General features: G+C 45.7%; 24 protein-coding genes. 10 read left to right on the top strand and 14 right to left on the bottom strand.

Annotation, left to right across the window (positions count from 1 at the left end; all coding sequences use genetic code 11):
• Positions 1-3 precede the first annotated feature (3 nt).
• From ICN19_RS07020 to ICN19_RS07005, 4 genes are read left to right on the top strand one after another with little or no spacing between them, the layout of a single operon-like run.
• Positions 4-903 carry a phosphoribosylaminoimidazolesuccinocarboxamide synthase gene (locus ICN19_RS07020; RefSeq protein WP_216246535.1) on the top strand — a complete coding sequence of 300 codons (900 nt, stop codon included), beginning with the start codon at positions 4-6 and terminating at the stop codon, positions 901-903.
• Positions 904-954: 51 nt separating this feature from the next.
• A complete protein-coding gene (purE, locus tag ICN19_RS07015; RefSeq protein ID WP_216246533.1) occupies positions 955-1,449 on the top strand; it encodes a 5-(carboxyamino)imidazole ribonucleotide mutase in 495 nt (164 codons plus the stop codon).
• 4 nt (positions 1,450-1,453) lie between these two features.
• Positions 1,454-2,638 (top strand): 5-(carboxyamino)imidazole ribonucleotide synthase, encoded by a 1,185-nt coding sequence (locus tag ICN19_RS07010; RefSeq protein WP_216246531.1) that lies wholly within the window; start codon positions 1,454-1,456, stop codon positions 2,636-2,638.
• A 2-nt stretch (positions 2,639-2,640) separates the two neighbouring features.
• On the top strand, positions 2,641-3,732 hold the full coding sequence (locus tag ICN19_RS07005) for an L-threonylcarbamoyladenylate synthase (RefSeq protein ID WP_216246529.1): 1,092 nt from the start codon (positions 2,641-2,643) through the stop codon (positions 3,730-3,732).
• On the opposite strand, the gene dacB is transcribed toward ICN19_RS07005, so the two are convergent.
• The 4 genes from dacB to ICN19_RS06985 are packed head-to-tail and all read right to left on the bottom strand — an operon-like array spanning position 3,678 to position 9,161.
• Positions 3,678-5,207, bottom strand: coding sequence for a D-alanyl-D-alanine carboxypeptidase/D-alanyl-D-alanine-endopeptidase (dacB, locus tag ICN19_RS07000; protein WP_216246518.1), 1,530 nt, complete (start codon positions 5,205-5,207; stop codon positions 3,678-3,680). The genes ICN19_RS07005 and dacB overlap by 55 nt on opposite strands.
• Before the next feature lie 49 nt (positions 5,208-5,256).
• Positions 5,257-7,689 (bottom strand): ATP-binding protein, encoded by a 2,433-nt coding sequence (locus tag ICN19_RS06995; protein WP_216246508.1) that lies wholly within the window; start codon positions 7,687-7,689, stop codon positions 5,257-5,259.
• A 6-nt stretch (positions 7,690-7,695) separates the two neighbouring features.
• A complete protein-coding gene (locus ICN19_RS06990) occupies positions 7,696-8,319 on the bottom strand; it encodes a response regulator transcription factor (protein ID WP_215347694.1) in 624 nt (207 codons plus the stop codon).
• On the bottom strand, positions 8,319-9,161 hold the full coding sequence (locus ICN19_RS06985; protein WP_216246506.1) for a diguanylate phosphodiesterase: 843 nt from the start codon (positions 9,159-9,161) through the stop codon (positions 8,319-8,321). The genes ICN19_RS06990 and ICN19_RS06985 overlap by 1 nt, the downstream gene beginning before the upstream one ends.
• Positions 9,162-9,478: 317 nt before the next feature.
• On the opposite strand from ICN19_RS06985, the gene ICN19_RS06980 reads away from it, so the two are divergent.
• The 3 genes from ICN19_RS06980 to ICN19_RS06970 all read left to right on the top strand — a co-directional run bounded on the left by ICN19_RS06980 (position 9,479) and on the right by ICN19_RS06970 (position 12,251).
• The gene (locus tag ICN19_RS06980) at positions 9,479-9,769 is read left to right on the top strand and encodes a co-chaperone GroES (protein WP_072582790.1); all 291 of its coding nucleotides are present in this window, start codon (positions 9,479-9,481) and stop codon (positions 9,767-9,769) included.
• Between the two features lie 28 nt (positions 9,770-9,797).
• Positions 9,798-11,450 (top strand): chaperonin GroEL, encoded by a 1,653-nt coding sequence (gene groL, locus ICN19_RS06975; RefSeq protein ID WP_216212525.1) that lies wholly within the window; start codon positions 9,798-9,800, stop codon positions 11,448-11,450.
• 87 nt (positions 11,451-11,537) lie between these two features.
• Positions 11,538-12,251 (top strand): hypothetical protein, encoded by a 714-nt coding sequence (locus ICN19_RS06970; RefSeq protein ID WP_216246498.1) that lies wholly within the window; start codon positions 11,538-11,540, stop codon positions 12,249-12,251.
• 9 nt (positions 12,252-12,260) lie between these two features.
• On the opposite strand, the gene ICN19_RS06965 is transcribed toward ICN19_RS06970, so the two are convergent.
• The 4 genes from ICN19_RS06965 to ICN19_RS06950 all read right to left on the bottom strand — a co-directional run bounded on the left by ICN19_RS06965 (position 12,261) and on the right by ICN19_RS06950 (position 16,047).
• Positions 12,261-13,052, bottom strand: coding sequence for a hypothetical protein (locus ICN19_RS06965; protein WP_216246496.1), 792 nt, complete (start codon positions 13,050-13,052; stop codon positions 12,261-12,263).
• Positions 13,053-13,151: 99 nt separating this feature from the next.
• Entirely contained in the window at positions 13,152-14,519 is a 1,368-nt protein-coding gene (locus ICN19_RS06960) for an NAD(P)(+) transhydrogenase (Re/Si-specific) subunit beta (protein WP_216246494.1), read from the bottom strand.
• Between the two features lie 33 nt (positions 14,520-14,552).
• Entirely contained in the window at positions 14,553-14,891 is a 339-nt protein-coding gene (locus ICN19_RS06955; protein ID WP_011903634.1) for a proton-translocating transhydrogenase family protein, read from the bottom strand.
• 25 nt (positions 14,892-14,916) lie between these two features.
• Positions 14,917-16,047 carry a Re/Si-specific NAD(P)(+) transhydrogenase subunit alpha gene (locus tag ICN19_RS06950; protein ID WP_216246492.1) on the bottom strand — a complete coding sequence of 377 codons (1,131 nt, stop codon included), beginning with the start codon at positions 16,045-16,047 and terminating at the stop codon, positions 14,917-14,919.
• Positions 16,048-16,224: 177 nt separating this feature from the next.
• On the opposite strand from ICN19_RS06950, the gene mnmA reads away from it, so the two are divergent.
• The gene (mnmA, locus tag ICN19_RS06945) at positions 16,225-17,337 is read left to right on the top strand and encodes a tRNA 2-thiouridine(34) synthase MnmA (protein ID WP_216246482.1); all 1,113 of its coding nucleotides are present in this window, start codon (positions 16,225-16,227) and stop codon (positions 17,335-17,337) included.
• 67 nt (positions 17,338-17,404) lie between these two features.
• Here the strand turns inward: mnmA and ICN19_RS06940 are convergent, their stop codons facing one another.
• Positions 17,405-18,019, bottom strand: a complete 615-nt coding sequence (locus ICN19_RS06940) for a glutathione S-transferase (RefSeq protein WP_216246481.1) — start codon at positions 18,017-18,019, stop codon at positions 17,405-17,407.
• Between the two features lie 95 nt (positions 18,020-18,114).
• Here ICN19_RS06940 and purB point away from each other — a divergent pair, with 95 nt between their 5' ends.
• Together purB and ICN19_RS06930 are read left to right on the top strand one after the other, a co-directional pair.
• A complete protein-coding gene (purB, locus tag ICN19_RS06935) occupies positions 18,115-19,494 on the top strand; it encodes an adenylosuccinate lyase (protein WP_216246479.1) in 1,380 nt (459 codons plus the stop codon).
• Positions 19,491-20,846, top strand: coding sequence for a 3-deoxy-D-manno-octulosonic acid transferase (locus ICN19_RS06930; protein ID WP_370625163.1), 1,356 nt, complete (start codon positions 19,491-19,493; stop codon positions 20,844-20,846). Before purB ends, ICN19_RS06930 begins: the two co-directional genes overlap by 4 nt.
• Before the next feature lies 1 nt (position 20,847).
• Here ICN19_RS06930 and secF read toward each other — a convergent pair whose 3' ends face one another.
• From secF to queA, 5 genes are all read right to left on the bottom strand, one after another.
• Positions 20,848-21,822 (bottom strand): protein translocase subunit SecF, encoded by a 975-nt coding sequence (gene secF / locus ICN19_RS06925; RefSeq protein WP_216246477.1) that lies wholly within the window; start codon positions 21,820-21,822, stop codon positions 20,848-20,850.
• A 3-nt stretch (positions 21,823-21,825) separates the two neighbouring features.
• Complete coding sequence (gene secD / locus ICN19_RS06920) at positions 21,826-23,685, bottom strand: protein translocase subunit SecD (protein ID WP_216246475.1); 1,860 nt, start codon at positions 23,683-23,685, stop codon at positions 21,826-21,828.
• A gap of 38 nt (positions 23,686-23,723) precedes the next feature.
• Positions 23,724-24,050 (bottom strand): preprotein translocase subunit YajC, encoded by a 327-nt coding sequence (gene yajC, locus ICN19_RS06915; protein ID WP_068320905.1) that lies wholly within the window; start codon positions 24,048-24,050, stop codon positions 23,724-23,726.
• A gap of 134 nt (positions 24,051-24,184) precedes the next feature.
• A complete protein-coding gene (tgt, locus tag ICN19_RS06910; RefSeq protein WP_216246473.1) occupies positions 24,185-25,342 on the bottom strand; it encodes a tRNA guanosine(34) transglycosylase Tgt in 1,158 nt (385 codons plus the stop codon).
• Positions 25,339-26,385: a tRNA preQ1(34) S-adenosylmethionine ribosyltransferase-isomerase QueA gene (gene queA, locus ICN19_RS06905; RefSeq protein WP_216246471.1), complete on the bottom strand. Its 1,047-nt coding sequence runs from the start codon at positions 26,383-26,385 to the stop codon at positions 25,339-25,341. Before queA ends, tgt begins: the two co-directional genes overlap by 4 nt.
• Between the last annotated feature and the right edge of the window lie 21 nt (positions 26,386-26,406).

The raw sequence follows: 26,406 nt of genomic DNA, 5'->3' as shown, positions 1-26,406 counted from the left end.
AATATGGCCGCTTTATACGCAACTTCTATTAAGTCATTGCCTTTGCTTTCTAAAGGCAAGGTACGTGATGTCTACGCGCTAGACGATGACAAGTTATTGATGATTACGACTGATCGCCTCTCTGCGTTTGATGTGGTGATGGGTGAACCCATCCCTGAGAAGGGTGTGGTTCTCAATCAAATGGCGAATTTTTGGTTTGATAAGTTAGCTTCTGTTATCCCAAATCATTTAACAGGTATTGATCCAGCCACTGTTGTGGCTGCCGATGAAGTCAGTCAAGTTAAGGGCCGCGCAGTTGTTGCTAAACGCCTGAAACCCATTTTGGTTGAAGCTGTGGTACGTGGCTATTTGGCTGGTAGTGGATGGAAAGACTATAAAGAAACCGGCAAGGTTTGCGGAATTGCATTGCCAGCAGGTTTAGAAAATGCTCAAAAATTACCTGAGCCTATTTTTACTCCAGCAGCAAAAGCAGAATTTGGTCAGCACGATGAAAATATTTCATTTGAAAAAGTTGTTGAGCTTATTGGTGAAAAATTAGCCAATCAAATTCGTGAAGTGAGTATTCGTTTATATAAAGAAGCTTCTGAGTATGCAGCGACTCGCGGCATCATCATTGCCGACACCAAATTTGAGTTTGGCTTAGATACTAATGGTCAATTGGTGTTGATGGACGAGATCCTCACTGCTGACTCCTCCCGATTCTGGCCGGCTGAGACCTACTATGTTGGCTCAAACCCACCTTCTTATGACAAGCAGTTTGTCCGCGACTGGTTGGAAACAGCGATGGTAGATGGCAAGCTGTGGCCTAAAACAGCCCCAGCACCGCAATTGCCGGCAGATGTCATTGAAAAGACTGCGCAAAAGTATCGCGAAGCCTTAACCAGGCTAACTGAGCAGGGTTAACTCAGGGATAATAAGAGCCTTGGGAAAAATTAAAGGTATTTGGAGAGGTAAATGAGCAAGAAGCCAATTGTCGGAATAGTAATGGGATCCAATTCAGATTGGGACACCATGCAGCACGCTGCTCAAATGCTTGAGCAATTTGGTATCGCTCATGAAGCTAAAGTGCTGTCCGCACACCGCATGCCAGACGATATGTTTCAGTACGCTGAAAAAGCACAAGCCAATGGCTTGCAAGCCATTATTGCTGGCGCAGGTGGTGCAGCGCATCTACCAGGCATGCTTGCATCTAAAACAATTGTTCCAGTTTATGGTGTTCCAGTAGCCAGTAAGTATTTACGTGGCGAAGATTCTTTATATTCAATCGTGCAGATGCCCAAAGGCATTCCGGTTGCTACTTTTGCGATTGGTGAGGCTGGTGCAGCTAATGCCGCCCTGCATGTTATTGCTGGTTTGGCCTTGCATGATGCGGAGTTAGCTAAGCGTTTAGAAGATTTCCGTGTGAAGCAGTCAGATACAGCACGTTCAATGAATTTGCCGGGATATTAATTACATGGCAGATCGTATGGAACCCATTTTGCCGGGTTCATATTTAGGAATTTTAGGCGGCGGTCAATTGGGGCGGATGTTCACGCAAGCCGCTCAAGCGATGGGCTACAAGGTTTGTGTTTTAGATCCTGGTTCTGATAGCCCTGCAGGCTCTATTGCAGAAAAATTTATTCAAGCTGATTACACCGACTCTGCTGCCTTAAAAGAAATGGCCGCTCTTTGCCCGTCAGTCAGCACTGAGTTTGAGAATGTTCCAGCGCAGGCATTAGATGAGTTGGAAGCTCTGGGTGTATTTGTTGCGCCACGCAGCAGTTGCGTTTCTTTGGCACAAAATCGAGTGGCTGAGAAAAAGTTTCTAGCCACCTGGAAATCTGAAACGAATATCGGCCCAGCACCATACGCCGTTGTTGAACATGATGCTGATATTGCTCATATCCCAACCGATTTATTTCCTGGAATATTAAAGACAGCTCGCATGGGCTATGACGGTAAAGGTCAAATTACAGTTTATGCAGTCGCCGATTTACCAGCGGCTTGGGCGGAATTAGGTAAGGTTCCTTGTGTATTAGAAAAGCGCATGGATTTGGATTTTGAAGTGTCGGCCTTAGTTGTGCGCGGATACGATGATGCAGTAGTTGCTTATCCAGTTTCACAAAACATTCACCGCGATGGAATTTTGCACACCTCTACTGTGCCAGCGCCATCACTAAAGCCCGCACAAGAGAAAAAGATTGTGGAAGCGGCAAAGGCACTCATTCGAAAGATTGATTACGTAGGCGTCCTTTGTGTTGAATTCTTTGTTCTCAAGAATGGCGATATTGTCGCGAATGAAATCGCTCCTCGCCCCCATAACTCTGGCCACTACACGATGGATGCTTGTGTTAGCAGTCAATTTGAGCAACAGGTGAGAGCAATGGCTCGCCTACCTTTAGGTGATACACGTCAGCTAGCGCCGGTATCAATGCTGAATTTATTGGGTGATCTTTGGTTTGAAGGTAGTGAGGATCAACCAAAAGAACCTGCTTGGAATCAAGTGCTGGCTCATCCCGATGCTAAATTGCATTTGTATGGCAAGTCTGAGCCTCGCATGGGTAGAAAAATGGGCCACATCAATTGCCTAGGCGAAGCTCTCAATGAAGCGCGCCAAAACTGCGCGGCCGTTGCTACTGAATTAGGTATCGAGCCCTAGAAATGTCCAGCGACAGTAGCCTGCAATCTTCTGCAGTAATTAACGAGGCAGTACAAACATTGCGTGATGGTGGTTTAGTCGCCTTTCCGACTGAGACTGTTTATGGATTGGGCGCGGATGCTAAAAATGCTGAGGCTATTAAAAAGATCTTTACCGCCAAGGGTCGCCCTTCGAACCATCCATTAATTGTTCACCTTGCTGCACCGGATAGGTTTGATCAGACTCAAGTAGATTGGATGCCGATACTAGCTAATTGGGCAAGAGATGTATCAGAAGAGGCCTTAAAGCTAATCAATGCATTTTGGCCGGGACCGCTAACGCTGGTCTTTAAGAAAGATAAAAGCGTATTGACGGATTTGACTGGTGGTCAAGATACGGTAGCAATTCGTGCACCGTCACACCCCATTGCTCAAGAGCTATTACGTAAATTTAAAGGTGGCGTTGTAGCGCCATCAGCTAATCGTTTTGGCAAGGTTTCACCAACCAGCGCTGCAGATGTTCGTCATGAATTTGAAGGCATGCTCGATTTAATGATCTTAGATGGAGGCGATTGCGAGGTAGGGATTGAGTCAACTATTATTGATTTGTCCTCAGGCGATAAAGCGATACTTCTTAGACCAGGTGCAATTACACCAAGCGAGATCTTCGCTAAAACGGGTATCAAGGTGTATCTGCCTGGTGAGATAAAGGCAAATGAATTGACAGAAGATCTTCCTAAGGTGTCTGGAAGTCTCAAGGCCCATTACGCCCCAACTACACCTTTGCGCTTGTATGCTCCAGGACGCGTCTTAGATGCCTTAAGTGAATTTCCAGATATTAAATCTCGTGTTGCGGTAGCGGTGTGGGATTCGGACTCTTCCTTAGGTGATGATGGTCACCCATCTGCTCACTTTGAAGAAGTCGAAGTGCCAAGTGATAGTGCCGCATTTGCTAGTCGCCTATACCGTTCGTTACGTGATTTAGATCAGCAAGGTTGGGATCTTATTTTGTTTCCAGAGCCGCCAGCGGGTGAGGAGTGGGACGGCGTGAGGGATCGACTTCAGCGGGCGTGCTTTGGTTCTGGGCCATCCTCTAATAGCCACGTCAGTAGCTGATCGTGGGCTTCAAGACCTCTCCAGGCATTGGGGTGGTTAATAAAAGAAGTCACAGCGTACATCTTTCCAGATTTACTCAAAACGTAACCCGATATTGCACGCACATCTGCTAGTGAGCCAGTCTTGATTCTGGCCTCAGGTTTTTTCTTGAGATGTAAAAACTTGCGAAGTTGCCCTAACAAACGATTGCGCATGGTGCCATCAGTTCCTGCTATCGGGAGACTGTTATAGAACACTTCTGCTACTGGAAGGTTGCGAGCGGTTAATAGAAGTTGATTCATTTGCTCCGCAGAGATTGCTTCATTGCGTGATAGCCCAGATCCATTTTCAATAACCAAGTCCATAAAATTCAAACCGTTTTGCTTGAGCCAGCTTTGAATTACCAAATCACCGTTTGCGGTAGTTGCCGGCTTGCCCATTTTTTCTAGGGCAAGCGTTAATAGAACCTGACGCGCCATTACGTTATTCGAATATTTATTGATGTCTAAAACATCATCGGCTAATTTGATGCCTTCAAATTGCAGCAACAGACGAGCTGCAAGCGGCACGCTACCATCCTTGCCAACGGGTGGCTTAGACCAGGTGCCACCAGATAACTCCCAGGCAGCTGCAAAGCCTTGCGTTAAGAAGGTATTGGCATCTAAAGCAACGATGTTGAAGTTCACGCCCTTGCAAGAGCTTGGAAAGGCGCCTGAAAACTGGGCTGTCAAGGCTTGGTCAGTATTGCCGATCCCTTCGGGGTCCAATTTAAAGCCAATATTGCTTTTCCAGTTATCGCAAGGACGATCTACTAACTGCATTTGATTCACCACTTTGAGCTGGGAGAGAGCAGGGGTGTAGTTGATATCAATAAAGTCTGCAGTGCGTGACTTACCCAATTGAAAGGAGAGGGTGCGAAAGGCGTACAGCAATGGATCTGGCGGAACGTTATAGGCGCGTAAAGATTCTCCATCAATCGTGTTATGTTCCATTACGCTTGGTGCATAGGCACTGCGATCAAAAAATAAATTACCGTCGATTTTCTGAATTCCAAGATTCTGTAGTTCTTTCATCATCTTGGCGAGCTCTTCGGGGATGAGTTTTGGATCACCCGTGCCTTGTAAATACACATTACCCTTCAAGACTCCCTGACGAATAACGCCATCGGTATAAATGTTAGTGCGCCAACGATATTGCGGCCCCAAAATATCCAAACCGCTTAGGGTGGTTAGTAGTTTCATCGTTGAGGCTGGGTTCATGGCAACCTCAGGACGCCAACCCAGTATATTTTTGGCAACAAGCTTTCCTGGGCGCCCAGGCTCAATTTCTATTACCGAGATGCTGATGGCATCTTTGGGGATTTGATTGCGCTCAAGACTGCTAGACACTGGCTTTGGAATATCTAGTGGAGCAGCATTATTAGCGCCGACGCTGAAGCTGGCAAGCCAAAATAGGGTCGCTATTAAAGTCGGGTAACGAAGAAAATATGAGTACATTCCTCATAGGATAAACCCACCTTATTGGAAGGGGTCCCTCAATCAAGTCTTAGGGCTCAAGGTATTTGGATTTATAGCTCGCAATCACTTGATTTTGCTGCGCCAATAATTGAGTAAACGCACTGATCCTAAGGCTCAGGCTGCCCTTTTGCTCGAGCTCGGCACAGGCTTGAATAAATGATTTAGCTTTTAGCAGTTGTGCACCACCTTTGACCTTATGAACCAGACCATTGAAAGTCTCTTCATCACATTGATTGCTTTCTAATAGCTCAAGAGATTCATCATGGACTTTCTTGATCTCATCGAGTATCACCAAAATATGATTGGGGTTATCTCTTAGCAGGCCTGCAAATGCATCAAATGAATATTCTTCGGCGCTAAATTCCGAGGTGATTTTTTCAGCAATCTTCTGAACAGAAAAATAGCGAGTTAATTCATTTTCCAAAGTCATAAGACTGAGAGGTTTGATCAGAACGCTATTCATGCCGGCAGCAAAAAACTGGTGACGTGAATCTAGCGCATAAATATCTGCCGTTACACCAATGATGACAAGATCACGATGTCCTAGATCACGAATTTGCTTAGCCAGTTCTGAGCCTTGCATTCCCGGAATGGATTGATCAGTTAACAAGAGATCGAAAGGGGTCTGGGCAATCAAATCTAGAGCGGTATGCGCGTTATCGCAAACAGCTACCTCAATTCCAAGCGCCTCTAATTGCAAGGAAATAATTTGCCTGCTAGCGGGATGGTCCTCGACTACTAGGGCGCGCAAGGTTCGATTGGATTTATCGGGACATCTAGAAACAAGTCTTCTTGACTCATGAGCCTTACCTTTGGTCGACTCTTGTCCGGATGCAGCAACGCTGGTCCGAGGAAATGCTACGCAAAAATAAATATTGCTACCAAATCCTGGGGCACTATCAAAATAAAGTTGACTGCCCATTGAGGTGACTAGGTGGTTGGTAATAGTAAGCCCAAGACCGGTCCCCTTATGTTGTTCGCTCGTGCCCGGAATTTGCTCGAATGCTTGCAATGCAATCTCAATATCCTCAGCTCCCATCCCTACGCCGGTATCAATCACTCGGAACTCAATCAACTGTCCCGCATGGTCATCAGCCAAAACGGTAACTGAGAAATAAATCTCTCCATGCTCAGTAAATTTGATGGCATTACTAAGGAGGTTTTGTAGTATTTGCCGCAGCCGGAGTGCATCAATCATTAATACTTGGGCAATCCGAGGATCTTTGGATGTGTGAAGGGTGAGGCTTTGGATCTGGGCAACGGTTGAAAATGCAGAATCGATATCGTCGATAAGAGTATTGAGGGAGCAAGGTTCTAAATTGAGAGTTAACTTACCCGCCTCAATTTTTGAAAGATCTAAAACTTGATTAAGAATACCTAGGAGTGACTCCGCCGATGAGTGAGCGCTTTTGAGTAATGCTTTTTCATTATTTGGGAGTGGGCTGTTTAGCAATAGTTCTTGCACTCCTAAAATCGCATTCATTGGCGTACGAATTTCATGGCTCATCGTAGCTAGAAACGATGACTTCGCAGCATTTGCTTTTTCGGCAAGCTCTTTAGAGTTCATGAGTCTCTCGGTTTGATGGGTATGTAGCTGATTTTTTCTTTTTATGTACCAAAGCAACAAGGCTCCGCCCAACAGGGCTGCCAAGGCTGATAGCCAGCTAAGTTGCGGGTAATTAGACCTGGAATCGTGCCCCCAGAATTCACTGGAATGAAGGTCAAATAGATTGCGCGATTCCATAGGGTCTAAGTTATTTAGAAAGCCACCAAGAACAGCATGTAAAGCCTCGTTCTGATGGGTAACTAGCCAGCGGTATTCAAAAGGCTCTCGGCTATATAAGCCATTTAATTGCAATTGCTGGCCATTCACTTTCTGAATGATTTGTTGCGCCAGGCGAACTGGTAAGACAAGTGCTTTGATCTCATTTTTGAGTAGATCAAAAACTAATGCCTCAGTGTGACTAGAAATTCTAGATTGCGGATGGGTGGGCGACGGAGGATTTTCATAGCCACGATCGAAGTAGGCAATATTGATTGGTTCGATGGGCGCATTACTTTCTGAGCGCTTTGTCAGAATTACATCATGACCCCAAAAAATTGCCTCTGATAGGGAGCCAAATTTTAGGTAATCATCATCAAGAGCTGGCGGATCAATAATGAAGTCGACTTCCCCGCTAGCAAGTTGTTGTAACCCTTCTTGATCACTCTTACGCCACTTTGGTAGAAATTCTTGTTTAGTAAGCTCACTGAGCTTGCTTAAGATGCTGTGAAAAACGCCACTCTCACCCTTTTGATTGAATTCTAGATAAGGTGCGTACTTTTCATGAATACTAAAACGCACTACAGGATGGGCATCGATCCATCTTTGCTCAACAGGGCTTAGAAAATTGGCATAAGCATTACTTAAGATCCCATTCAGTAAGATGAAAAAAGTAGTGCGGGCGATAGATCGACGCATGCTGTTTTAGCTTTCGATAATGTTGTTCATGCGGCAGAACAAGATCAGGTCAGCAATATTATTAATTCCTAGTTTGTCAAAGACTCTTGTCTTGTAGGTGGCGACTGTCTTATTGCTGATATGTAACATGTCAGATATTTGTTGATTGGTATTGCCTTTACCAAGATATTTCATGACCTGCAATTCACGATCAGAAATCAATGCAAGCTTATCGTTGTCACTTAATGAGCTATTGCCATTTTTGCCGTGAGTGAAAAAGTTATAACCTTGAGATATGGCTACGCAGGCAGCCAAAATAACATCTGCTCCTGCAGTTTTATTGACAAACCCATGCCCACCTAATGAGCGTACCCTACCGCCATATACAGCTTCATCCATGCTGGAGAGAACCAACATGCGGACATCGGGGTACATGAGGCCGATACGGCGTATCACATCAAATCCATCGGTCTTGGGCATATCTAAATCTAGAATGACCATATTGGGATTCACTTCCTTCATGGATCTGAGGCACTCCTCTCCATTTTGGGCTTGTCCCGCAATCTCAAATAACAGCTGGTCTTGCAACATACTTTTAAGGGCCATCAGCATTGCTGGATGGTCGTCTACCAACATCACGCGTTTTCTCATTACTTGTCTCCGTTTTGGTTTGGGTGTTGATGAGGGTGCAGCGAAAAAATGGCTTTAGCGATACGGCTATCATTTATTTGAAGCATTTGATGACGACTGACTGGCGCCATCATGAGTCCCCCATAAGCGTGGTCTGCAATGAGGGTTGACGCACTTTCTAAATCTTTTACTAAGCCAATGTTGCTCGCATAAATTTGTGTAGGTGAGTAAGGCGATTGTCTTAACTGAGAAAGCGCATCACTTCCTAGATGATGCTCACGAAGTTTGCTCATATCAATGTGCACGCCTTCTAATTGCATCTCTGTGATCCAATGTAATTCTTCAGCACTACCGCAGAAATTTAAGAAATGCAGCAAGACGCCCAGTCTTCGTAAGCGAAGCAAGCCTTCTTTGCAAGCATCAACAGCGGTAGAGTCTGGAGCGGATTGAATGCCAATTGCTACCAAGCCAACTGGCAGACGTGAATTCAAAATCAATTCGCTCATTGCATCCACATAGCTACTTGAGGCTAGGGTGTGGTTTGGCATTGGCAGGATTCCAGGAATAAAGCGACCGCTGCGATACCAGTATGAAACGGTATCTAGACCTTCCATAAAAAGGCGCAGTAGCTGCATATCTGTTGCGGCAAGTAATGGTCTGAATAAGGATCCCGTCAGTTTTGTTCCCTTGCAGTTAAAAATGGGTTCATGGCTAATCGCTTGTCGCTTGGACCAGGATTGGTGTTCTTCAAGAGCTTGGCTACTAAGGCCAAGCCAGGGGTCGCCACAGGCGTCTCTTACTTCGTGGAAGGGTTTGTTCTTCCATGCCTTTACAAGCGTGTACAGCCGGGATTTCGGGCTCATCAGCATTCTCCAATCGGTGACTGTCCAGTCTAGGCAGGACGGATTGGAGCGGTAAGGGCTTTGGGTTGATTTATCTGTAGGAATAGACCTACTCGCCTGCCCATATTATAAAAAGAGGCCAAATCCTTAAAGAATTTATGGTGATCCACCCTTGAAATACTGGGAATGGGACCTATATAATCAGCACTCCCTACATGCGAGTGCTAAAAAGGTGATTTATCAGTAGATTGCCCTAAAACTCCGTGTAATGAGATTGTAAAGCATTGATTTATATAGTTTATTTAAATTAGTTAACACTTACTAACATAGGAGAAGAGATGAATTTGCGTCCCTTACATGATCGCGTAATCATCAAGCGTTTAGATCAAGAATCAAAAACTGCTTCCGGAATCATCATTCCTGACGCTGCTGCAGAAAAACCTGATCAAGGTGAAGTTTTGGCAGTGGGCCCAGGCAAACGTGATGACAGCGGCAAATTAAACGCACCTGACGTCAAAGTTGGCGATCGCGTTTTGTTTGGTAAATATGCAGGTCAAACAGTAAAAGTTGACAGCGAAGAACTCATCGTGATGCGTGAAGACGACATCATGGCTGTTGTACAGAAGTAATTTCGGTATTTAAGAGAGGAATTTAATCATGGCAGCAAAAGACGTTGTATTTGGAGATAGCGCCCGCACCAAGATGGTCGAAGGCGTAAACATTCTTGCTAATGCGGTGAAAACAACTTTGGGACCAAAAGGTCGCAACGTGGTGATCGAGCGTTCATTCGGTGGACCAACAATCACTAAAGACGGTGTATCTGTTGCAAAAGAAATCGAACTTAAAGATAAGCTCCAGAATATGGGCGCGCAAATGGTTAAGGAAGTTGCTTCCAAAACCGCTGACATCGCTGGTGACGGTACAACTACCGCTACTGTTTTGGCTCAGTCAATCGTTCGCGAAGGAATGAAATATGTAGTTTCAGGCCATAACCCAATGGACTTGAAGCGTGGCATCGATAAGGCTGTTACAGCTGCAATCGAAGAGCTCGCAAAAATCAGCAAGCCTTGCACAACAACTAAAGAAATCGCTCAAGTAGGCTCTATCTCTGCAAACAGCGACCACAGTATTGGTCAGCGCATCGCAGAAGCAATGGAAAAAGTGGGTAAAGAAGGCGTTATCACTGTTGAAGATGGTAAGTCTTTGGAAGACGAGCTTGAAGTAGTTGAAGGTATGCAGTTTGACCGCGGCTACCTCTCCCCATACTTCATCAATCAGCCAGAAAAACAAGTTGCCGTATTGGAAAGCCCATACGTTCTCTTGTTTGACAAGAAGATTGCCAACATCCGTGACTTGCTCCCAGTGCTAGAGCAAGTAGCAAAATCTGGTCGTCCACTCTTAATCATTGCAGAAGATGTTGAAGGCGAAGCCTTAGCAACTTTGGTTGTGAACAACATCCGCGGCATTATCAAAACTTGTGCTGTTAAGGCCCCTGGTTTCGGTGATCGTCGTAAAGCCATGTTGGAAGACATCGCGATTTTGACTGGCGGCACAGTAATCGCTGAAGAAATCGGCCTCACACTCGAGAAAACAACTCTTGAGCACTTGGGTCAAGCCAAGCGCATCGAAGTGGGCAAAGAAAACACCATCATTATCGACGGTGCTGGCGATGCTAAAGCGATTGAAGCTCGCGTGAAGAACATTCGTGTTCAGATCGAAGAAGCGACAAGCGACTACGATAAAGAGAAATTGCAAGAGCGTGTAGCCAAGTTGGCTGGCGGTGTTGCAGTGATTCGTGTTGGCGCTGCTACTGAAGTAGAAATGAAAGAGAAGAAAGCTCGTGTTGACGACGCATTGCATGCAACTCGTGCAGCTGTTGAAGAAGGTATCGTTCCTGGCGGCGGCGTAGCGTTGATTCGTGCAATGCAAGGTATCAAAGGATTGAAGGGCGACAATGCCGATCAAGATGCTGGTATCAGTATCGTATTGCGCGCTATGCAAGAGCCATTGCGCACTATCGTTAGCAATGCTGGTGAAGACGCAGGCGTGGTTGTGAATGCTGTTCAAGCAAGCAAAGGCAATAACGGCTACAACGCAGCTACCGGTGAATACGGTGACCTCGTTGCACAAGGCGTTATTGACCCAACTAAGGTAACTAAAACTGCGTTGGTAAATGCAGCTTCTGTTGCTGGCCTCTTGTTGACTACCGATTGCGCAATCTCCGAAGCACCAAAAGATGAATCTGGTGCTGGTGGTATGCCTGATATGGGTGGCATGGGTGGTATGGGTGGCATGGGCGGCATGATGTAATAGCTCTAGCCCTCCAGCTAGCTTGCTGTAGAAACAAAAACGCCTGGTTCAAAAGACCGGGCGTTTTTTATTTGGTACAGTGAACCCATGAAAAAATCATTTGCATTTCTGGCGACCTCTCTTGTGCTGACTATAGGAGGAGCTTTCGCTCAAACATCAACACAAATAAGTCCAATCTTTGAAAAAAGCGTATCAAACCTGCGTAATCAGCGTTATTGCGAAGTACTGATTGGTAAGCGAGATTGGCTCAGACTTGAGGTGAGTGTCTTTAATACTCAAGGCCTCAATTTTTGCCCTGAAGCGCAATGGAATGCATTGACTAAAGAGTCAATTACTAAAACTTACGATGCTTCGTTTGTCATATTAAATGGCCCACGCTATTGGATGATGGATGAAATTCAGGCAGCGGGGAATACAGTGAATAACATCAAGTCATCGTTTGGTGGCATCGAGATGAATCTGAGGGCAACATTACAGCTTAGCTTATTAAAGCAATTCATCGGTAGCAAAAAATTTACCCCAAATGAAGTTACCCGTACAACCAATTTTGTTTATAGGGCTGGGAGCACTGTTTATGAACTCACTTCGCCAGCGGGAGATGTGTATGTCATGCAGTCCTACTCACAAATTGTGAATGCCAGTTTGAGCGAGAAAGACTTGCCAACTTTAAGTCAGCAACTCAAATTACCAGCTGGCTGGACTTACCGCAGTCGAGTTCTTGATGAATCACTCTCTTTAGTTGCTAATGGTGTCGCCTATGTGCTTCAGGATAACTTGGCCAACAGCTATCAAAGAAGATAATTGCCGCAACTATTCCATTAGTTTTTGAGTCCGCAATAAGTCAGCATTAAAGGCATCGTAAGGAAATAGCTGGTTTGGGAACTCCAGGGCGAAAATGACGTAAAGCGCAAAACCCATGAGCCCAAGGTAAATGGCAGTTAAAAACCAATCCTCCTCATTTTTGACGGCCATGGCATAGCCACTTAAAAGCGCGCCAATCGTTAGTAGGGTAAATAAAAAGCGTTCAAGAATAGCGGGCGGATGGTGTCTAGCATTCAGCATGCCATTTTTGAAAACCTCCATGAGGTGATCTGATTGGGGTCTCAAGATCTTATCGGCCAAATCTTTGGTGTTAGCCGGTGCACGAGGAATACTCAACATCATTAATTCATTGAACTCATTTATCTTCTGACCTAAGCGATCTAAATTTTCATTTAGGACCTTAAATGAATGGACACCTTGGTAAATCTCGAGACGATCCGCAAGAATTTCTTTTAGATTATTCCGCACTGCATTTTGGTCTGCTGTGTTCAGATACTTACTGGACTGATAGATTTGGGTAATAGCATCTGCTTGAGCGCGATTGATGCTCATACGGTTATCAAAATGGTCATTAGCGCTCGAAAACGTAAAGCCTAGAACAAGTGCAGATAAGCCAAAGATAGCTGCTGCTAAAGAGTCTCGAACAATTACCTTGTCTGAGGTACGTACGCGATATTTTCCAAAGAGCCAGCCTATGCCTAAAAAAATGAGAATGGATACCAAGAATATGTAGGGGGCATATTTCACTACATTGAGGTGATTCTCCATGAAATAATGCATAGCAAGCTCTCGTAAGATGGGGTAATAAGATTAAGAAGTGTATTTAGTGTAATAAAAAACCGCCCGAAGGCGGTTAATTATTTGATATTCTGAGTTGAATTACTCAACTGCCTTAACCATATCTTCCACGACTTTCTTCGCATCCCCGAAGACCATCATGGTTTTATCCATGTAGAAGAGTTCATTGTCTAAGCCAGCATAACCAGCAGCCATTGAGCGCTTGTTAACGATAATGGTTTTAGCTTTAAACGCCTCCAGGATTGGCATACCAAAGATTGGGCTGCCTGGAGTCCGGGCTGCTGGGTTAACCACGTCGTTAGCACCAAGTACTAAGACCACGTCAGCCTGACCAAAATCACTGTTGATATCTTCCATCTCGAACACTTGATCGTATGGCACTTCCGCTTCGGCCAAGAGAACGTTCATGTGACCAGGCATACGGCCGGCAACTGGGTGAATAGCGTATTTCACAGTAACACCATGGTGAGTTAACTTTTCAGTTAATTCTTTCAATGCGTGCTGAGCACGAGCAACCGCTAAGCCATAACCGGGAACAATGATCACAGTGTCAGCGTTTTCCATTAAGAAAGCTGCATCTTCAGGTGAACCTGTTTTGTAGTTTTTAGGGCCGCCGTCATCGCCACCACCTGCAGCAGCTTCGGCACCAAAGCCGCCAAGCAACACTGCCAGGATAGAGCGGTTCATCGCCTTACACATAATGTAAGAAAGAATCGCGCCAGAAGAGCCTACGCAAGCACCGGCAATAATCAATACAGGGTTATTTAAGGTGAAACCAATACCTGCTGCAGCCCAACCAGAATAACTGTTGAGCATCGATACAACTACTGGCATATCGGCACCGCCGATAGGAATGATCAAAGTTACACCCAACACTAGAGCAACCGCACACATTACTAGGAATGCTTCATGACTACCAGTCATGAAGTACATTACGCCGCCGCCAACCATAGTGATTGCTAAGAGAAGGTTGAGTAAATGTTGACCAGCAAAAGTAACTGGTTTACCGCTGACCTTGCCAGACAGCTTACCGAATGCAATTACCGATGCAGTAAAGGTAATGGCACCAATAAACGCGCCAATAAAGAGTTCAATCTTTTGTGCGCCCGTGTGGTCATGTGCTGGATTAAAGACTGCGGCAATCGCGATCAATACAGCTGACAAACCTACAAAGGAGTGCATCAAAGCTACCAACTCAGGCATCTTAGTCATTTGCACACGCTTGGCAGCAATGGTTCCAATAATGGCGCCACCAACGATTGCAGCAATGATTAATGAAAATACAGGCTTAAAGTCTGGGATCATGAATGTCGTGATCACAGCAAGCAGCATACCCACCATGCCGAAGGTATTACCTTGGCGTGAGGTGGTTGGTGAAGACAAACCACGCAATGCGAGGATGAACAACACCGATGAAATGAGATAAGAAATAGCGGTTATGTTTGACATAGTTTTGGTCTCTATATAGGTCTTGTTCTAGGTTTATTTAGTTCCAGCCGCATCAGCCTTAGGAGCCTTTTTCTTGAACATTTCAAGCATGCGACGGGTGACCATAAAGCCACCAAAAATATTAATTGAGGCAAGGAATACGGCAACGGCACCAATAATGCTGGTTAGGGTGATTTCATCGCCACCGATTACTTCAGTTTGAAGTAATGCGCCAACGATGATGATGCCGGAGATTGCATTAGTTACCGCCATTAAAGGTGTATGCAATGCTGGGGTAACGTTCCAAACTACGTGATAGCCAACAAAAATGGCCAAAACAAACACGGTAATGTTTTGAACGGTGAGGATGCTTTGAAAGGCAGCGAGATCCATAATATTTCCTTAGTATTTTGTGCTGTTAGTTTTTGCGAATGGCTTGACCATCGCGACACATTAAACAAGCGGTGACGATATCGTCATCAGTTGGAATCACCAACTTCGCTTCTTTGTCCACAATCAGCTTCATGAAATCGAGCAAGTTGCGTGAGTAGAGTGCAGATGCATCCGCTGCTACCATGCTGGCTAAATTTGTGTAGCCGACAATCTTCACACCATTCACATCAATGACTTTATCCGCCTGAGTTAAAGGGCAGTTACCTGAACCGTTATCACCTTTACCTGCAGCTAAGTCGATCACGATTGAGCCTGGCTTCATATTGGCCACGGTGTCGCTATGCAGGAGGACAGGAGGTTTGCGCCCAGGAATCAAAGCAGTAGTAATGACGATGTCTGCTTGTTGAGCGCGTTCAGCAACTAAGGCTGCCTGACGCTTCATCCAGGCTTCAGGCATTGGGCGGGCATAGCCGCCAACGCCTTGAGCAATTTCACGCTCTTCATCAGTCTCATAAGGAACGTCAACAAACTTGGCGCCTAGAGATTCAATTTGTTCTTTAGCTGCAGGACGAACATCCGATGCTTCAATTACTGCACCAAGACGTTTTGCAGTGGCAATAGCTTGCAAGCCAGCAACACCAGCACCCAAGATGAGTACGCGGGCTGCTTTAACAGTTCCTGCGGCAGTCATGAGCATTGGCATGAAGCGTTGATATTCATTCGCAGCAACCATGACCGCTTTATATCCGGCAATATTTGCTTGTGAAGATAAGACGTCCATGCTTTGTGCGCGTGTTGTACGCGGTGCAGCTTCTAATGAGAATGCAGTGACGCCTTGAGCCGCCATTGCAGCAATCATGTCGTTATCAAATGGATCGAGCATTCCAAGGAGCACGGCGCCAGATTTAATTTGTTTTAATTCGGCGGCTTCAGGAGCGCGTACTTTAAGAACGATCTCAGCACCAAATGCATCAGTCGCACTACCAATAGTCGCGCCAACGGTTTCATACGCAGAGTCAGGTTGACTGGCTTTTACGCCAGCGTCTTTCTGAATAACGACGGTATGACCTTGACCAATGAGTTTTTTAACGGTTTCTGGTGTGGCGGCTACTCGAGTTTCCCCAGGCCTTGTTTCCAGTGGCACTCCTATGCGCATGGCATGTCTCCAAAAGCAAAATTTTTCAAAAAATCTATTTTAGTTAAATAGGCCTCATTGCACCTATTTACTTACCCCTAAGTCCGCTTGCTTGGTTTTTGCCCAAAATCCTGTGAAATCGGGCTAAGACTTCTACAATATGGTCTGTCAGCTTATATTGAATTCTCGCATTTTTTGATGATCCCGCTCAATTCTTCCGCAATCCCTTCCTCTCAGACCAAGAAAGTCGTTATTGGCATGTCTGGAGGGGTAGATTCGTCGGTTGCCGCCTGGATGCTCAAGGAGCAAGGTTTTGAAGTTATTGGCCTATTCATGAAGAATTGGGAGGACGATGACAACGACGAGTACTGTTCTGCTCGCCAGGACTGGCTAGATGTGGTGTCAGTGGCCGATATGATCGGTATTGATGTTGAGGCAGTCAATTTTGCTGCCGAATACCGTGAACGTGTATTTGCCGATTTTTTGCGCGAATACGCTGCAGGGCGAACACCCAATCCCGATGTCTTATGTAATGCCGAAATTAAGTTCAAGGCATTCTTGGACCACGCTATGAGCTTAGGGGCTGATGCAATTGCCACTGGTCACTATGCGCGCGTGCGTCATGAGGGTGGGAAAGTTCAGCTATTAAAAGCAGTTGATGCTAGCAAAGACCAAAGTTATTTTTTGCATCGTTTAACACAGCAGCAGTTAGCGAATGTGATGTTCCCGCTTGGTGAAATTCCTAAAACGGAAGTTAGAAAACTTGCTGAGCAAATTGGCTTGCACAATGCAAAGAAAAAAGACTCCACTGGAATTTGTTTTATTGGCGAACGTCCTTTTAGAGAATTCTTAAACCGCTATTTACCTCGTATACCAGGCCCCATTAAAACGCCAGAGGGTAAGACGGTAGGTGAGCATATGGGTTTAGCGTTCTTTACTTTGGGGCAGCGTAAAGGTATTGGTTTAGGTGGCAGCCAAGATGGTAACGGTGATGCTTGGTATGTAGCACGTAAAGATATTCCGAACAATACGTTGTATGTAGCGCAGGGCCACGAGCACCCGTGGCTATTGGCTCACAAGCTTTCTGCAATGGACGCTAGCTGGGTATCTGGCGCAGCGCCAATACCTGGAAATTATTCTGCTAAGACGCGTTATCGTCAAGCTGATTCAGCTTGCACCTTAATCGCCGGCAATGATGCGCAAAGTTTTGAATTGAGTTTTCCAGATGCGCAGTGGGCAGTAACACCCGGACAATCAGCCGTTCTCTATGACGGTGAAATTTGTTTAGGTGGTGGAATTATTTCCGCATAAATTTCGTCATCAGATACAAAAAAGCCAATCAGTTTTGATTGGCTTTTTTATTTAAGTAGTAAATTAATTAAGCAGCAGGCGGTTCAGTTTCAATAAATGAAGGACGCTGTAATAATTTCTGATGCAAGCGAGCTAGGTTTGGATATTGCGTTTGCCATTTCACTTCAGGAAAGCGAAATAGCAAATATCCAATTGCACAACCTACGGCGATATCCGCTAATGTCATTTGATTGCCATGACACCATGGGTTTTCACCGAGCTGCTCGGACATCTCGCGAAGGGCAGCATCGATCTTGCCCATTTGGCGGTCGTACCAAGTTTGGCTTTGTTGCTCTGCTGGGCGCAAGGTACGCTCTAGACGAGCCAAAATACCGGCATCCATAATTCCGTCAGCCAGGGCTTCCCAGGTTTTAACGGTGGCGCGCTCCCGGTTGTCGGCAGGAATGAGCCTGCTGACAGGGCTTAGGCCATCTGCATACTCGGCGATCACACGTGAGTCGTAGATAGCATCCCCATCGTCAGAAATAAGGCAGGGAACCTTCCCTAGGGGGTTTGTGGCGCCTATTTTGGTGTCTGCGGCCCAAACATTCTCTAATTCCAGGTCAACATCGACCTTTTTCTCGTTAAAAACAATGCGTACTTTACGTACGTAGGGGCTGGTGAGGGATCCGATAAGTTTCATGGGGTCAAGTATAGCCATCCTATTTGGGGTTTGCTGGACTCTCAAACGCATTAAAATTAGCTTTTATTGACATCTTCAATGCAAAGGCAATATTCGTGAGTCAGCCGCTTTCTACCCTTAATGCTCTTTCCCCTCTAGACGGTCGTTATGCTGGAAAACTGGACGCTTTGCGTCCTTGGCTTTCTGAAGCGGCATTTATGCGCCAGCGTGTGTTTGTGGAAATTCATTGGCTTTTAGCTTTGGCTGCAGCTGGCTTGCCAGATGTGCCAAAAATTAATGCTGCTGACGAAGCATTTTTGCTATCTCTTCCTGAGAATTTTTCTGATGCGGATGCGCAGCGTATTAAAGATATTGAGGCAGTTACTAACCATGACGTAAAAGCGGTTGAGTATTTCTTAAAAGAAAAAGTTGCTGGACGTCCTGATTTACTTAAAGCTAGTGAGTTCATTCATTTTGCTTGCACCTCTGAAGATATCAATAACACTTCACATGGTTTGATGTTGCGTGGTGCGCGTGATGAAGTGCTTTTGCCACAACTTCGCAAAGTACTTTCTGTTCTCATTGACTTAGCTCTTGAGCACGCCAAGGTTCCGCTTCTCTCACGTACCCACGGTCAACCTGCTTCACCAAGTACTCTTGGAAAAGAAATTGCGAATATTGCAAAACGTTTAGAGCGCGCGATTGATGCGATTGCCGCAGCGCCTTTGCTGGGCAAGATGAATGGCGCAGTTGGTAACTACAACGCCCACTTATCTGCTTACCCTGATTTTGATTGGGAAAATTTCTCTAAGAACGTAGTGGAAAAGCGCTTGGGTTTAACCTTTAATCCGTACACCATTCAAATTGAGCCACACGACGGTATGGCTCAACTCTTTGATGCGATCGCTCGTGCCAATACAATTCTTTTGGATATGGATCGTGACTTCTGGGCTTATATCTCCGTTGGGTATTTCAAGCAGCGCACTAAGGCGGGCGAGATTGGCTCATCAACTATGCCGCACAAAGTCAACCCGATTGACTTTGAAAATTCTGAGGGTAACTTGGGTGTTGCTAATGCCTTGTTACGACACCTCGCTGAAAAATTGCCGATCTCTCGTTGGCAGCGTGACTTGACTGACTCCACCGTATTACGAAATCTAGGCCCAGCCTTTGGCCATAGCGTATTAGCTTATGACAGCGCCCTACGTGGACTTGGAAAGCTGGAAGTGAATCTTGCTGCAATTGCTGCTGACTTAGATGCATGTTGGGAAGTATTGGCTGAGCCAGTCCAAACTGTCATGCGCCGTTATGGTATTGAGAATCCCTACGAGCAGTTAAAAGAATTAACTCGTGGCAAAGGCATTAATCAAGCCGATTTGCAAACCTTTATTCGTGGCTTGAAGATTCCTGAGGATGCAAAAGCACGCCTATTAGAGATGACCCCATCTTCTTATCTAGGTAAGGCGGTCGAGTTGACCGAACGTCTGAAAAAGTGAGTTTGACTACCAGTTCAGAGTACGGGGCGCGTCCCCGGATCTGGTTTGCTGTTTATCAATTGTTGTGGCATCTCTTATTGCCATTGGCATTTGTTCGATTAGCTTGGCGAGCACGTCATGCCTTTTCTTATTTGCATCACATTCCAGAGCGTCTAGGTTTTGGCTACAGTAAGCCTATTACTCAAAAGTCTATTTGGATTCATGCGGTATCGGTTGGTGAGACTCGTGCTGCTCAACCATTGATTGATGCTTATTTGGCTAGAGGCAAATCTATTCTCCTCACTCATATGACATTGAATGGACGCCGTACTGGTAAGCTGTTATTCGCTAAAGAGATTGCCTCTGGGCAAATCCGACAAGTCTATTTGCCCTATGACATTTGTTGGGCCGTAGAACATTTCTTGAAGACCTTTAAGCCAAAGCTTGGCCTTTTTATGGAGACCGAAGCTTGGCCAACCGTTGTCTTTCGCTGCAAAGAAATTGGCCTACCTCTGTTCCTGGTTAATGCCCGTTTATCAGAGCGTAGCGCGCGTCGTGTTAATCGTTTTGGCAAAGCGGGGCGCGCATTATTTCAAGCCTTTGCAGGTATCTTGGCTCAGACTGAATTTGATGCGCAACGTTATCGCAGCTTGGGCGTAAGGGATGTGCAGATAGTAGGCAACCTCAAGTTTGATGTTCCATTGGATTCTGGTCTCGTAGAGCAAGGCAAAGTTTGGCAGCAGGGTATTCACGCAGGTAATCGCTTAATGGTGTGCGCTGCAAGTACCCGTGATGGCGAGGAGGCCATCATTCTCAAAGCTTGGAATGATTTGCTGTTAAGTAACGCCTTCCCCACAACTCCCTTGTTATGTTTGGTGCCGCGCCATCCGGAACGTTTCACTGAAGTGGCCGATCAGATTAATAGCGCTGGCTTAAAGTTCCGTAAGCGTAGCGAGTGGCCAGACATCCCGAGTGAGTGCGATGGCTTGGATATTGTTCTGGGTGACTCCATGGGGGAGATGCAGATGTATTACAGCGCTTCTGACTTGGTATTAATGGGCGGAAGCCTGCTGCCTTTTGGAGGTCAAAACCTGATTGAAGCCTGCGCAGCTGGATGCCCTGTGTTATTGGGTGAGCACACTTATAACTTTCAGCAGGCAGCTTTAGATGCAATTGATATTGGTGCGGCAAAAAGAATTATGGGAGAGCTTCTCTTGACCGAGCCAATTGCTTTAATGGAATCTTTGAAAGAATTGCTCTTGAATACTGCTGAGCTTAAGAAAATGAGTGAAGCAGCTAAGACCTACTCAGTGAAACATCAAGGTGCAACTAATAGAATCGTAGCTGCCCTTGATGAAAAACTAAATTACTGATTTAAACCCGTGCCCCGAAGTTGGGATCTTCATTACGAGCATTGTCATCCGGCTTTTTATCACCCTTCACTAAATCTTCTCGTGTAACACCAAGCCACATAGCTAGTGCTGCAGCAACGAAGACTGAAGAGTAAATACCAAACAAAATACCAATAGTCAGCGCTAAGGCGAAATAGAACAGCGTTGGGCCGCCGAAAATGAGCATTGCTAAAACCATCATCTCCGTACTACCGTGGGTAATTACGGTGCGGCTGATAGTGCTAGTGATTGCGTTATCAATAATTTCACGGGTATTCATCTTGCGGTATTTGCGGAAGTTTTCGCGAATACGGTCAAAGATCACCACGGATTCGTTTACCGAGTATCCCAGAACTGCAAGCACTGCCGCCAATACAGATAGCGAGAACTCCCATTGGAAAAATGCGAAGAAGCCCAAAATGATCACAATGTCATGCAAGTTCGCGATGATGCCGGCAACCGCAAATTTCCACTCAAAGCGGAATGAGAGATAAACCACAATGCCAATAATCACAAATAGCAATGCCATCAATCCATCTATTGCAAGTTCACGCCCAACCTGCGGTCCAACAAATTCAACGCGCTGGAGCTTTACGCCGGTTGCCGCAGGATCAAGTACCTGCATCACTGCAGTACTTTGATCGGCAGAGGAAATCAGCTTGCCTTCAGCATCTTTTTGTAAAGGCAGGCGAATCATTACGTCGCGTGAACTGCCAAAGTTTTGAATTTGGGTATCTGCGTAACCAAGCTTCTCAACTTTTGAGCGAATGGAGTCCAGTGGCGCAGTTTGTGGATAACTAACCTCCATAACCGTACCACCTGTAAATTCGATGGAGAGGTGCAGGCCGTTATGCCAAAGGAAAAAGACTGCTGCTAAAAAAGTAATTAAAGAAATCGCATTGAGCACCAATGCATGGCGCATGAAGGGAATATCTTTTTTGATCCGGAAAAATTCCATGACTTATTTCTCCTGTGGGCGCCAAACTTGGCCGATAGCGAGTTTTTGAATCTTTTTATGTCTGCCATACCAGAGGTTGACAAGGCCACGTGAGAAGAAGACAGCCGAGAACATTGAAGTCAGAATACCTAGGCAGTGAACGACTGCGAACCCTTTAATAGGGCCCGAACCAAATGCTAATAAGGCTAGACCAGCAATTAAAGTGGTGACGTTAGAGTCTAGGATGGTTGCCCAAGCTTTATCGAAACCTACAGCAATGGCTGTTTGTGGGGCTGCGCCATTACGCAACTCTTCGCGAATACGTTCGTTGATCAATACGTTAGAGTCGATTGCCATACCGAGTGCCAAAGCCATCGCTGCAATACCTGGCAGGGTGAGTGTGGCTTGCAACATGGATAGCACTGAAATGAGCAAGAGCAGATTGACTGCTAACGCAACAACTGAGAATGTGCCAAACAAAAGGTAGTAAGCCATCATAAAGATAGCAATAGCACCAAAACCAATTAAGAGAGACTTAAAGCCCTTCTCAATGTTTTCTGCACCCAAGCTTGGTCCGATAGTCCGCTCTTCAATAATTTCCATTGGCGCTGCTAATGAGCCTGCGCGTAACAAGAGGGCTAAGTCATTGGCGCTCTCGGTAGTAGGCTGACCAGTGATCTGGAACTTGGAACCAAATTCACTTTGGATCGTAGCAATAGTCAGTACTTCACCTTTGCCTTTTTCAAATAAGATCATGCCCATTGGCTTGCCAATGTTTTCGCGGGTTACTTCTTGCATCACGCGACCACCAGCTGCGTCTAATGAGATATTGACGGCAGGGCGTTGATTTTGATCAAAGCCAGCACTTGCATCAGTAATGCGGTCACCGCTAAAGATCACTGATTTTTTAAATACACCCAAACGATTTTCGCCAAAACGGAAGGTGTCCATCCCTGGAGGAGGAGTTTCGCCTAGAGCGATCGTGGATACGAGTGGATCTGCTAAGCGTGATTCGAGTGTGGCTGTACGGCCAATAATGTCTTTAGCACGTGCTGTATCTTGCACGCCTGGTAGTTGCACCACAATACGCTCAGCACCTTGCTGTTGTATGACTGGCTCTTTAACCGCAAGCTCATTCACGCGTTTATTCAATGTAATGATGTTTTGCTTAACAGCGTTATCTTGAATTTCTTTTAAGGCAGTAGGCTTAAATTCACCGATCACTTTTGGTGATAGCCCGGTAGGCTTTACCTGCCAAATCAACTCTGGTTGCGCCGTCATTAATACAGAGCGAGCCGCCTCAGCATCAGCAGTGCTACCAAAGCTAATGGAAATGAAGTCAGCGCCACGCTCAATACCCTGATGACGAATATTTTTGTCGCGTAATTGACTGCGAATGTCCGTTGCTAAAGAAGTAACCTTCTTCTGAACTGCTCCTTTCATGTCTACCTGTAGAAGGAAGTACACGCCACCACGTAAGTCAAGTCCTAAAGGCATTGGCAATGCATTGATTGCATTAAGCCATCCCGGTGTATTGGATAGCAAATTTAATGCAACGGTGTAGTTGAGATCATTTTGATCATTATTCAATTTTTGTTGCAAGAGATCGCGTGCACGCAATTGAATATCGGTGTTATTAAAGCGAACCTTGATTGAGCCTACATTGCCAGCGACTTCAAAGAAGATGCCAGTGTTGCCAATGTTCGCTTCAGCCAAGATTTTTTCAACCCGAGCCTGTGTTGCCAAATCAACCTTGATGGTTGGTTTGGCAGACGAGACTTGAACCGCTGGAGCCTCACCATAGAAATTGGGTAATGAATATAGTCCGCCAATCAGCAATGCAATGGCGATAACTAGATATTTCCAGAGAGGATAGCGATTCATATTGAGATACTTTTAAACAAACAAATTAAGCGGATGCATTAAGCAGACTTCAGTGTGCCTTTTGGCAATACTGTAGTGATAGCGCCTTTTTGCATTTGCACTTCAGTACCGGCAGAAATTTCAACAGTCACTACTTGGTCCTTGAGTGCTGTTACCTTGCCCATAATGCCGCCAACAGTAACCACTTCATCGCCAACGCCTAATGACTCAAGCATTGCCTTAGTTTCTTTTTGACGCTTCATTTGTGGGCGAATCATGATGAAGTACAAAACTGCAAACATCAAAATCAAAGGGAGGAAGCTCATCAAGCCACCAGAATCTGCGCCCGCTGCAGGAGCTTGGGCAAAAGCGTTACTAATCCACATACAAAACCTCCATTAATTACTAATTAAAAACTGCTGAGTTTTTCGACCTTTAAACCTGAGGCCGTAACCCGCAATTCTAAACTGTGTGGGGCTTTGGAGGTGATTTGAAGGGGGTTGAGCCCCCTGTAGGGCTATTAGTCCTGTCCAGGTTCAACGCCACGCTGGCGATTGCTGTGAAATTCCTCGCGATAGGCGCTAAAGCGGTCCTTGCTGAGTGCCTCACGGACCTCAGTCATAAGCTGGAGGTAGTAGGACAGGTTGTGGATGGTATTCAGTTGCGATCCTAGGATCTCATTCGCCTTTTGGAGGTGATTTAGGTAGGATCTGGTGAAGTTTTGGCAGGTATAACAGGCGCAAGTTGGGTCTACAGGGCGATCATCGTCCTTATACCCAGAATTTCGTAGTTTGAGGTCTCCAAAGCGGGTAAAAAGCCAGCCATTACGGGCATTGCGGGTAGGCATCACGCAATCGAACATATCAATACCCAAGCTTACGCCCAAAATCAGGTCTTCTGGGGTGCCCACGCCCATCAAATAATGAGGCATATGTTCCGGTAGTTTGGGGGCGGTGAAATTGAGAATGCGCTCAAACTCGGGTTTGGGTTCGCCAACGGAAAGTCCGCCAATCGCAATTCCATCAAAACCTTGCTGGCTAACAGCGTCTAGAGAAAATTCACGTAGATTCTCAAACATACCACCTTGGACAATGCCAAAAAGACCGTTGCCAGTCTCTAGTTCGCGAAAACGTTTGAGGGAGCGATCACCCCAACGAAGTGACATTTCTAGTGAGGCGCGCGCAGTTTTTTCAGAGGTAGGTTGACCCTTAATCTCATAAGGAGTGCATTCATCAAACTGCATAGCGATATCGCTATTAAGTACCGCCTGAATCTCCATTGATACTTCTGGAGACATAAATAATTTGTCACCATTAATCGGCGAGGCAAATGTGACGCCCTCTTCGGAGATCTTGCGTAATGCACCTAAGCTAAATACCTGAAAGCCGCCGGAGTCAGTCAGGATTGGTTTATCCCATCCCATGAAGCGATGAAGGCCGCCATGTTTTTTGATGACATCTAACCCCGGCCTTAACCAAAGGTGAAAAGTGTTTCCTAAAATAATTTGTGCTTTAGCTTCATGCAAATCACGAGGCGTCATAGCCTTCACCGTACCGTACGTACCAACAGGCATAAAGATTGGCGTTTGTACGCTGCCGTGTGGGAGGTCAAGCTGACCAAGTCGCGCTGGGCTTTGGGAGTCGCGCGCCAAGATATTGAAGTGAACTGGTTTGGTCATGTTTTTGCATTCTCGAGTCGGCAAAGAAACATCGCATCTCCATAGCTGAAGAAACGATACTTCTGTGAAATAGCATGTTGATAGGCTGCACGAATGTTATCCACTCCTGCTAAAGCACTAACTAACATTAATAAAGTAGATTTTGGCAGATGAAAGTTAGTTAGCAAACAATCCACTGTTTTAAATTGATAGCCCGGGGTAATAAAGAGATTGGTTTCCCCGCTGCTTTGTCCGCTTGCCGCTTGGCTCTCCAGGGCTCGAAGGCTGGTGGTGCCTACTGCAATCACTCGGCCACCATTTTTCTTGGTAACTTCAATTACTTGCAAAGTTTCATTTGGAATGGAGTACCACTCGTAGTGCATCTTATGTTTTGTGAGATCTTCTTCGCGAACCGGGGTAAATGTTCCCGCGCCAACATGCAATGTAACGGTTGCTTGATTGACACCCAAATCTTTGATCTTTTGCAAAATCGCTTCATCAAAATGCAGGCCTGCTGTTGGGGCTGCAACTGCACCTGGGTTTTTGGCTACCACCGTTTGATAGCGCTGCGCATCCTCACCATCTGGTTGATGTTCGATATAAGGGGGTAGAGGGAGTTCACCAAAGCGCTCTAGCAAAGAGAAGACATTCTCAGGAAAGCGGACTTCATAAAATCGCCCGTCATATCCAATCATCTCTACTGGGAATGTTTCACCTGCTTGATTGTGAATATGAACAATGCTGCCAGTCTTTGGTACCTTAGAAGCTCTAATTTGTACCCAAGCCTGCATTTCCCCACTAATGCGTTCGATGAGGAGTTCAACATTGCCACCAGTCTCCTTTTTGCCATGTAATCGAGCTGGAATGACCTTGGTGTCATTGAAGACTAATAAGTCCCCAGGCTGAACAATGCTAAGAATGTCCTTAAACTGTCGATCTACCAATTGGACGTGATTTGGCCCATCAGCCCTGACCTCTAAAAGGCGGCTGTCGGTTCTATTCGCCAAGGGATGTTGGGCGATTAGTTCGGCAGGAAGTTCGTAATTGAAGTCGGAAAGTTGCATAGCATTACCATCAGGTATTAG

The sequence above is a fragment of the Polynucleobacter sp. AP-Capit-er-40B-B4 genome, from assembly GCF_018882245.1.
Taxonomy (GTDB): Bacteria; Pseudomonadota; Gammaproteobacteria; order Burkholderiales; family Burkholderiaceae; genus Polynucleobacter.
The sequence above is the reverse complement of the archived record's forward strand: the minus strand, read 5'-3'. Positions and strand labels throughout refer to the sequence as shown.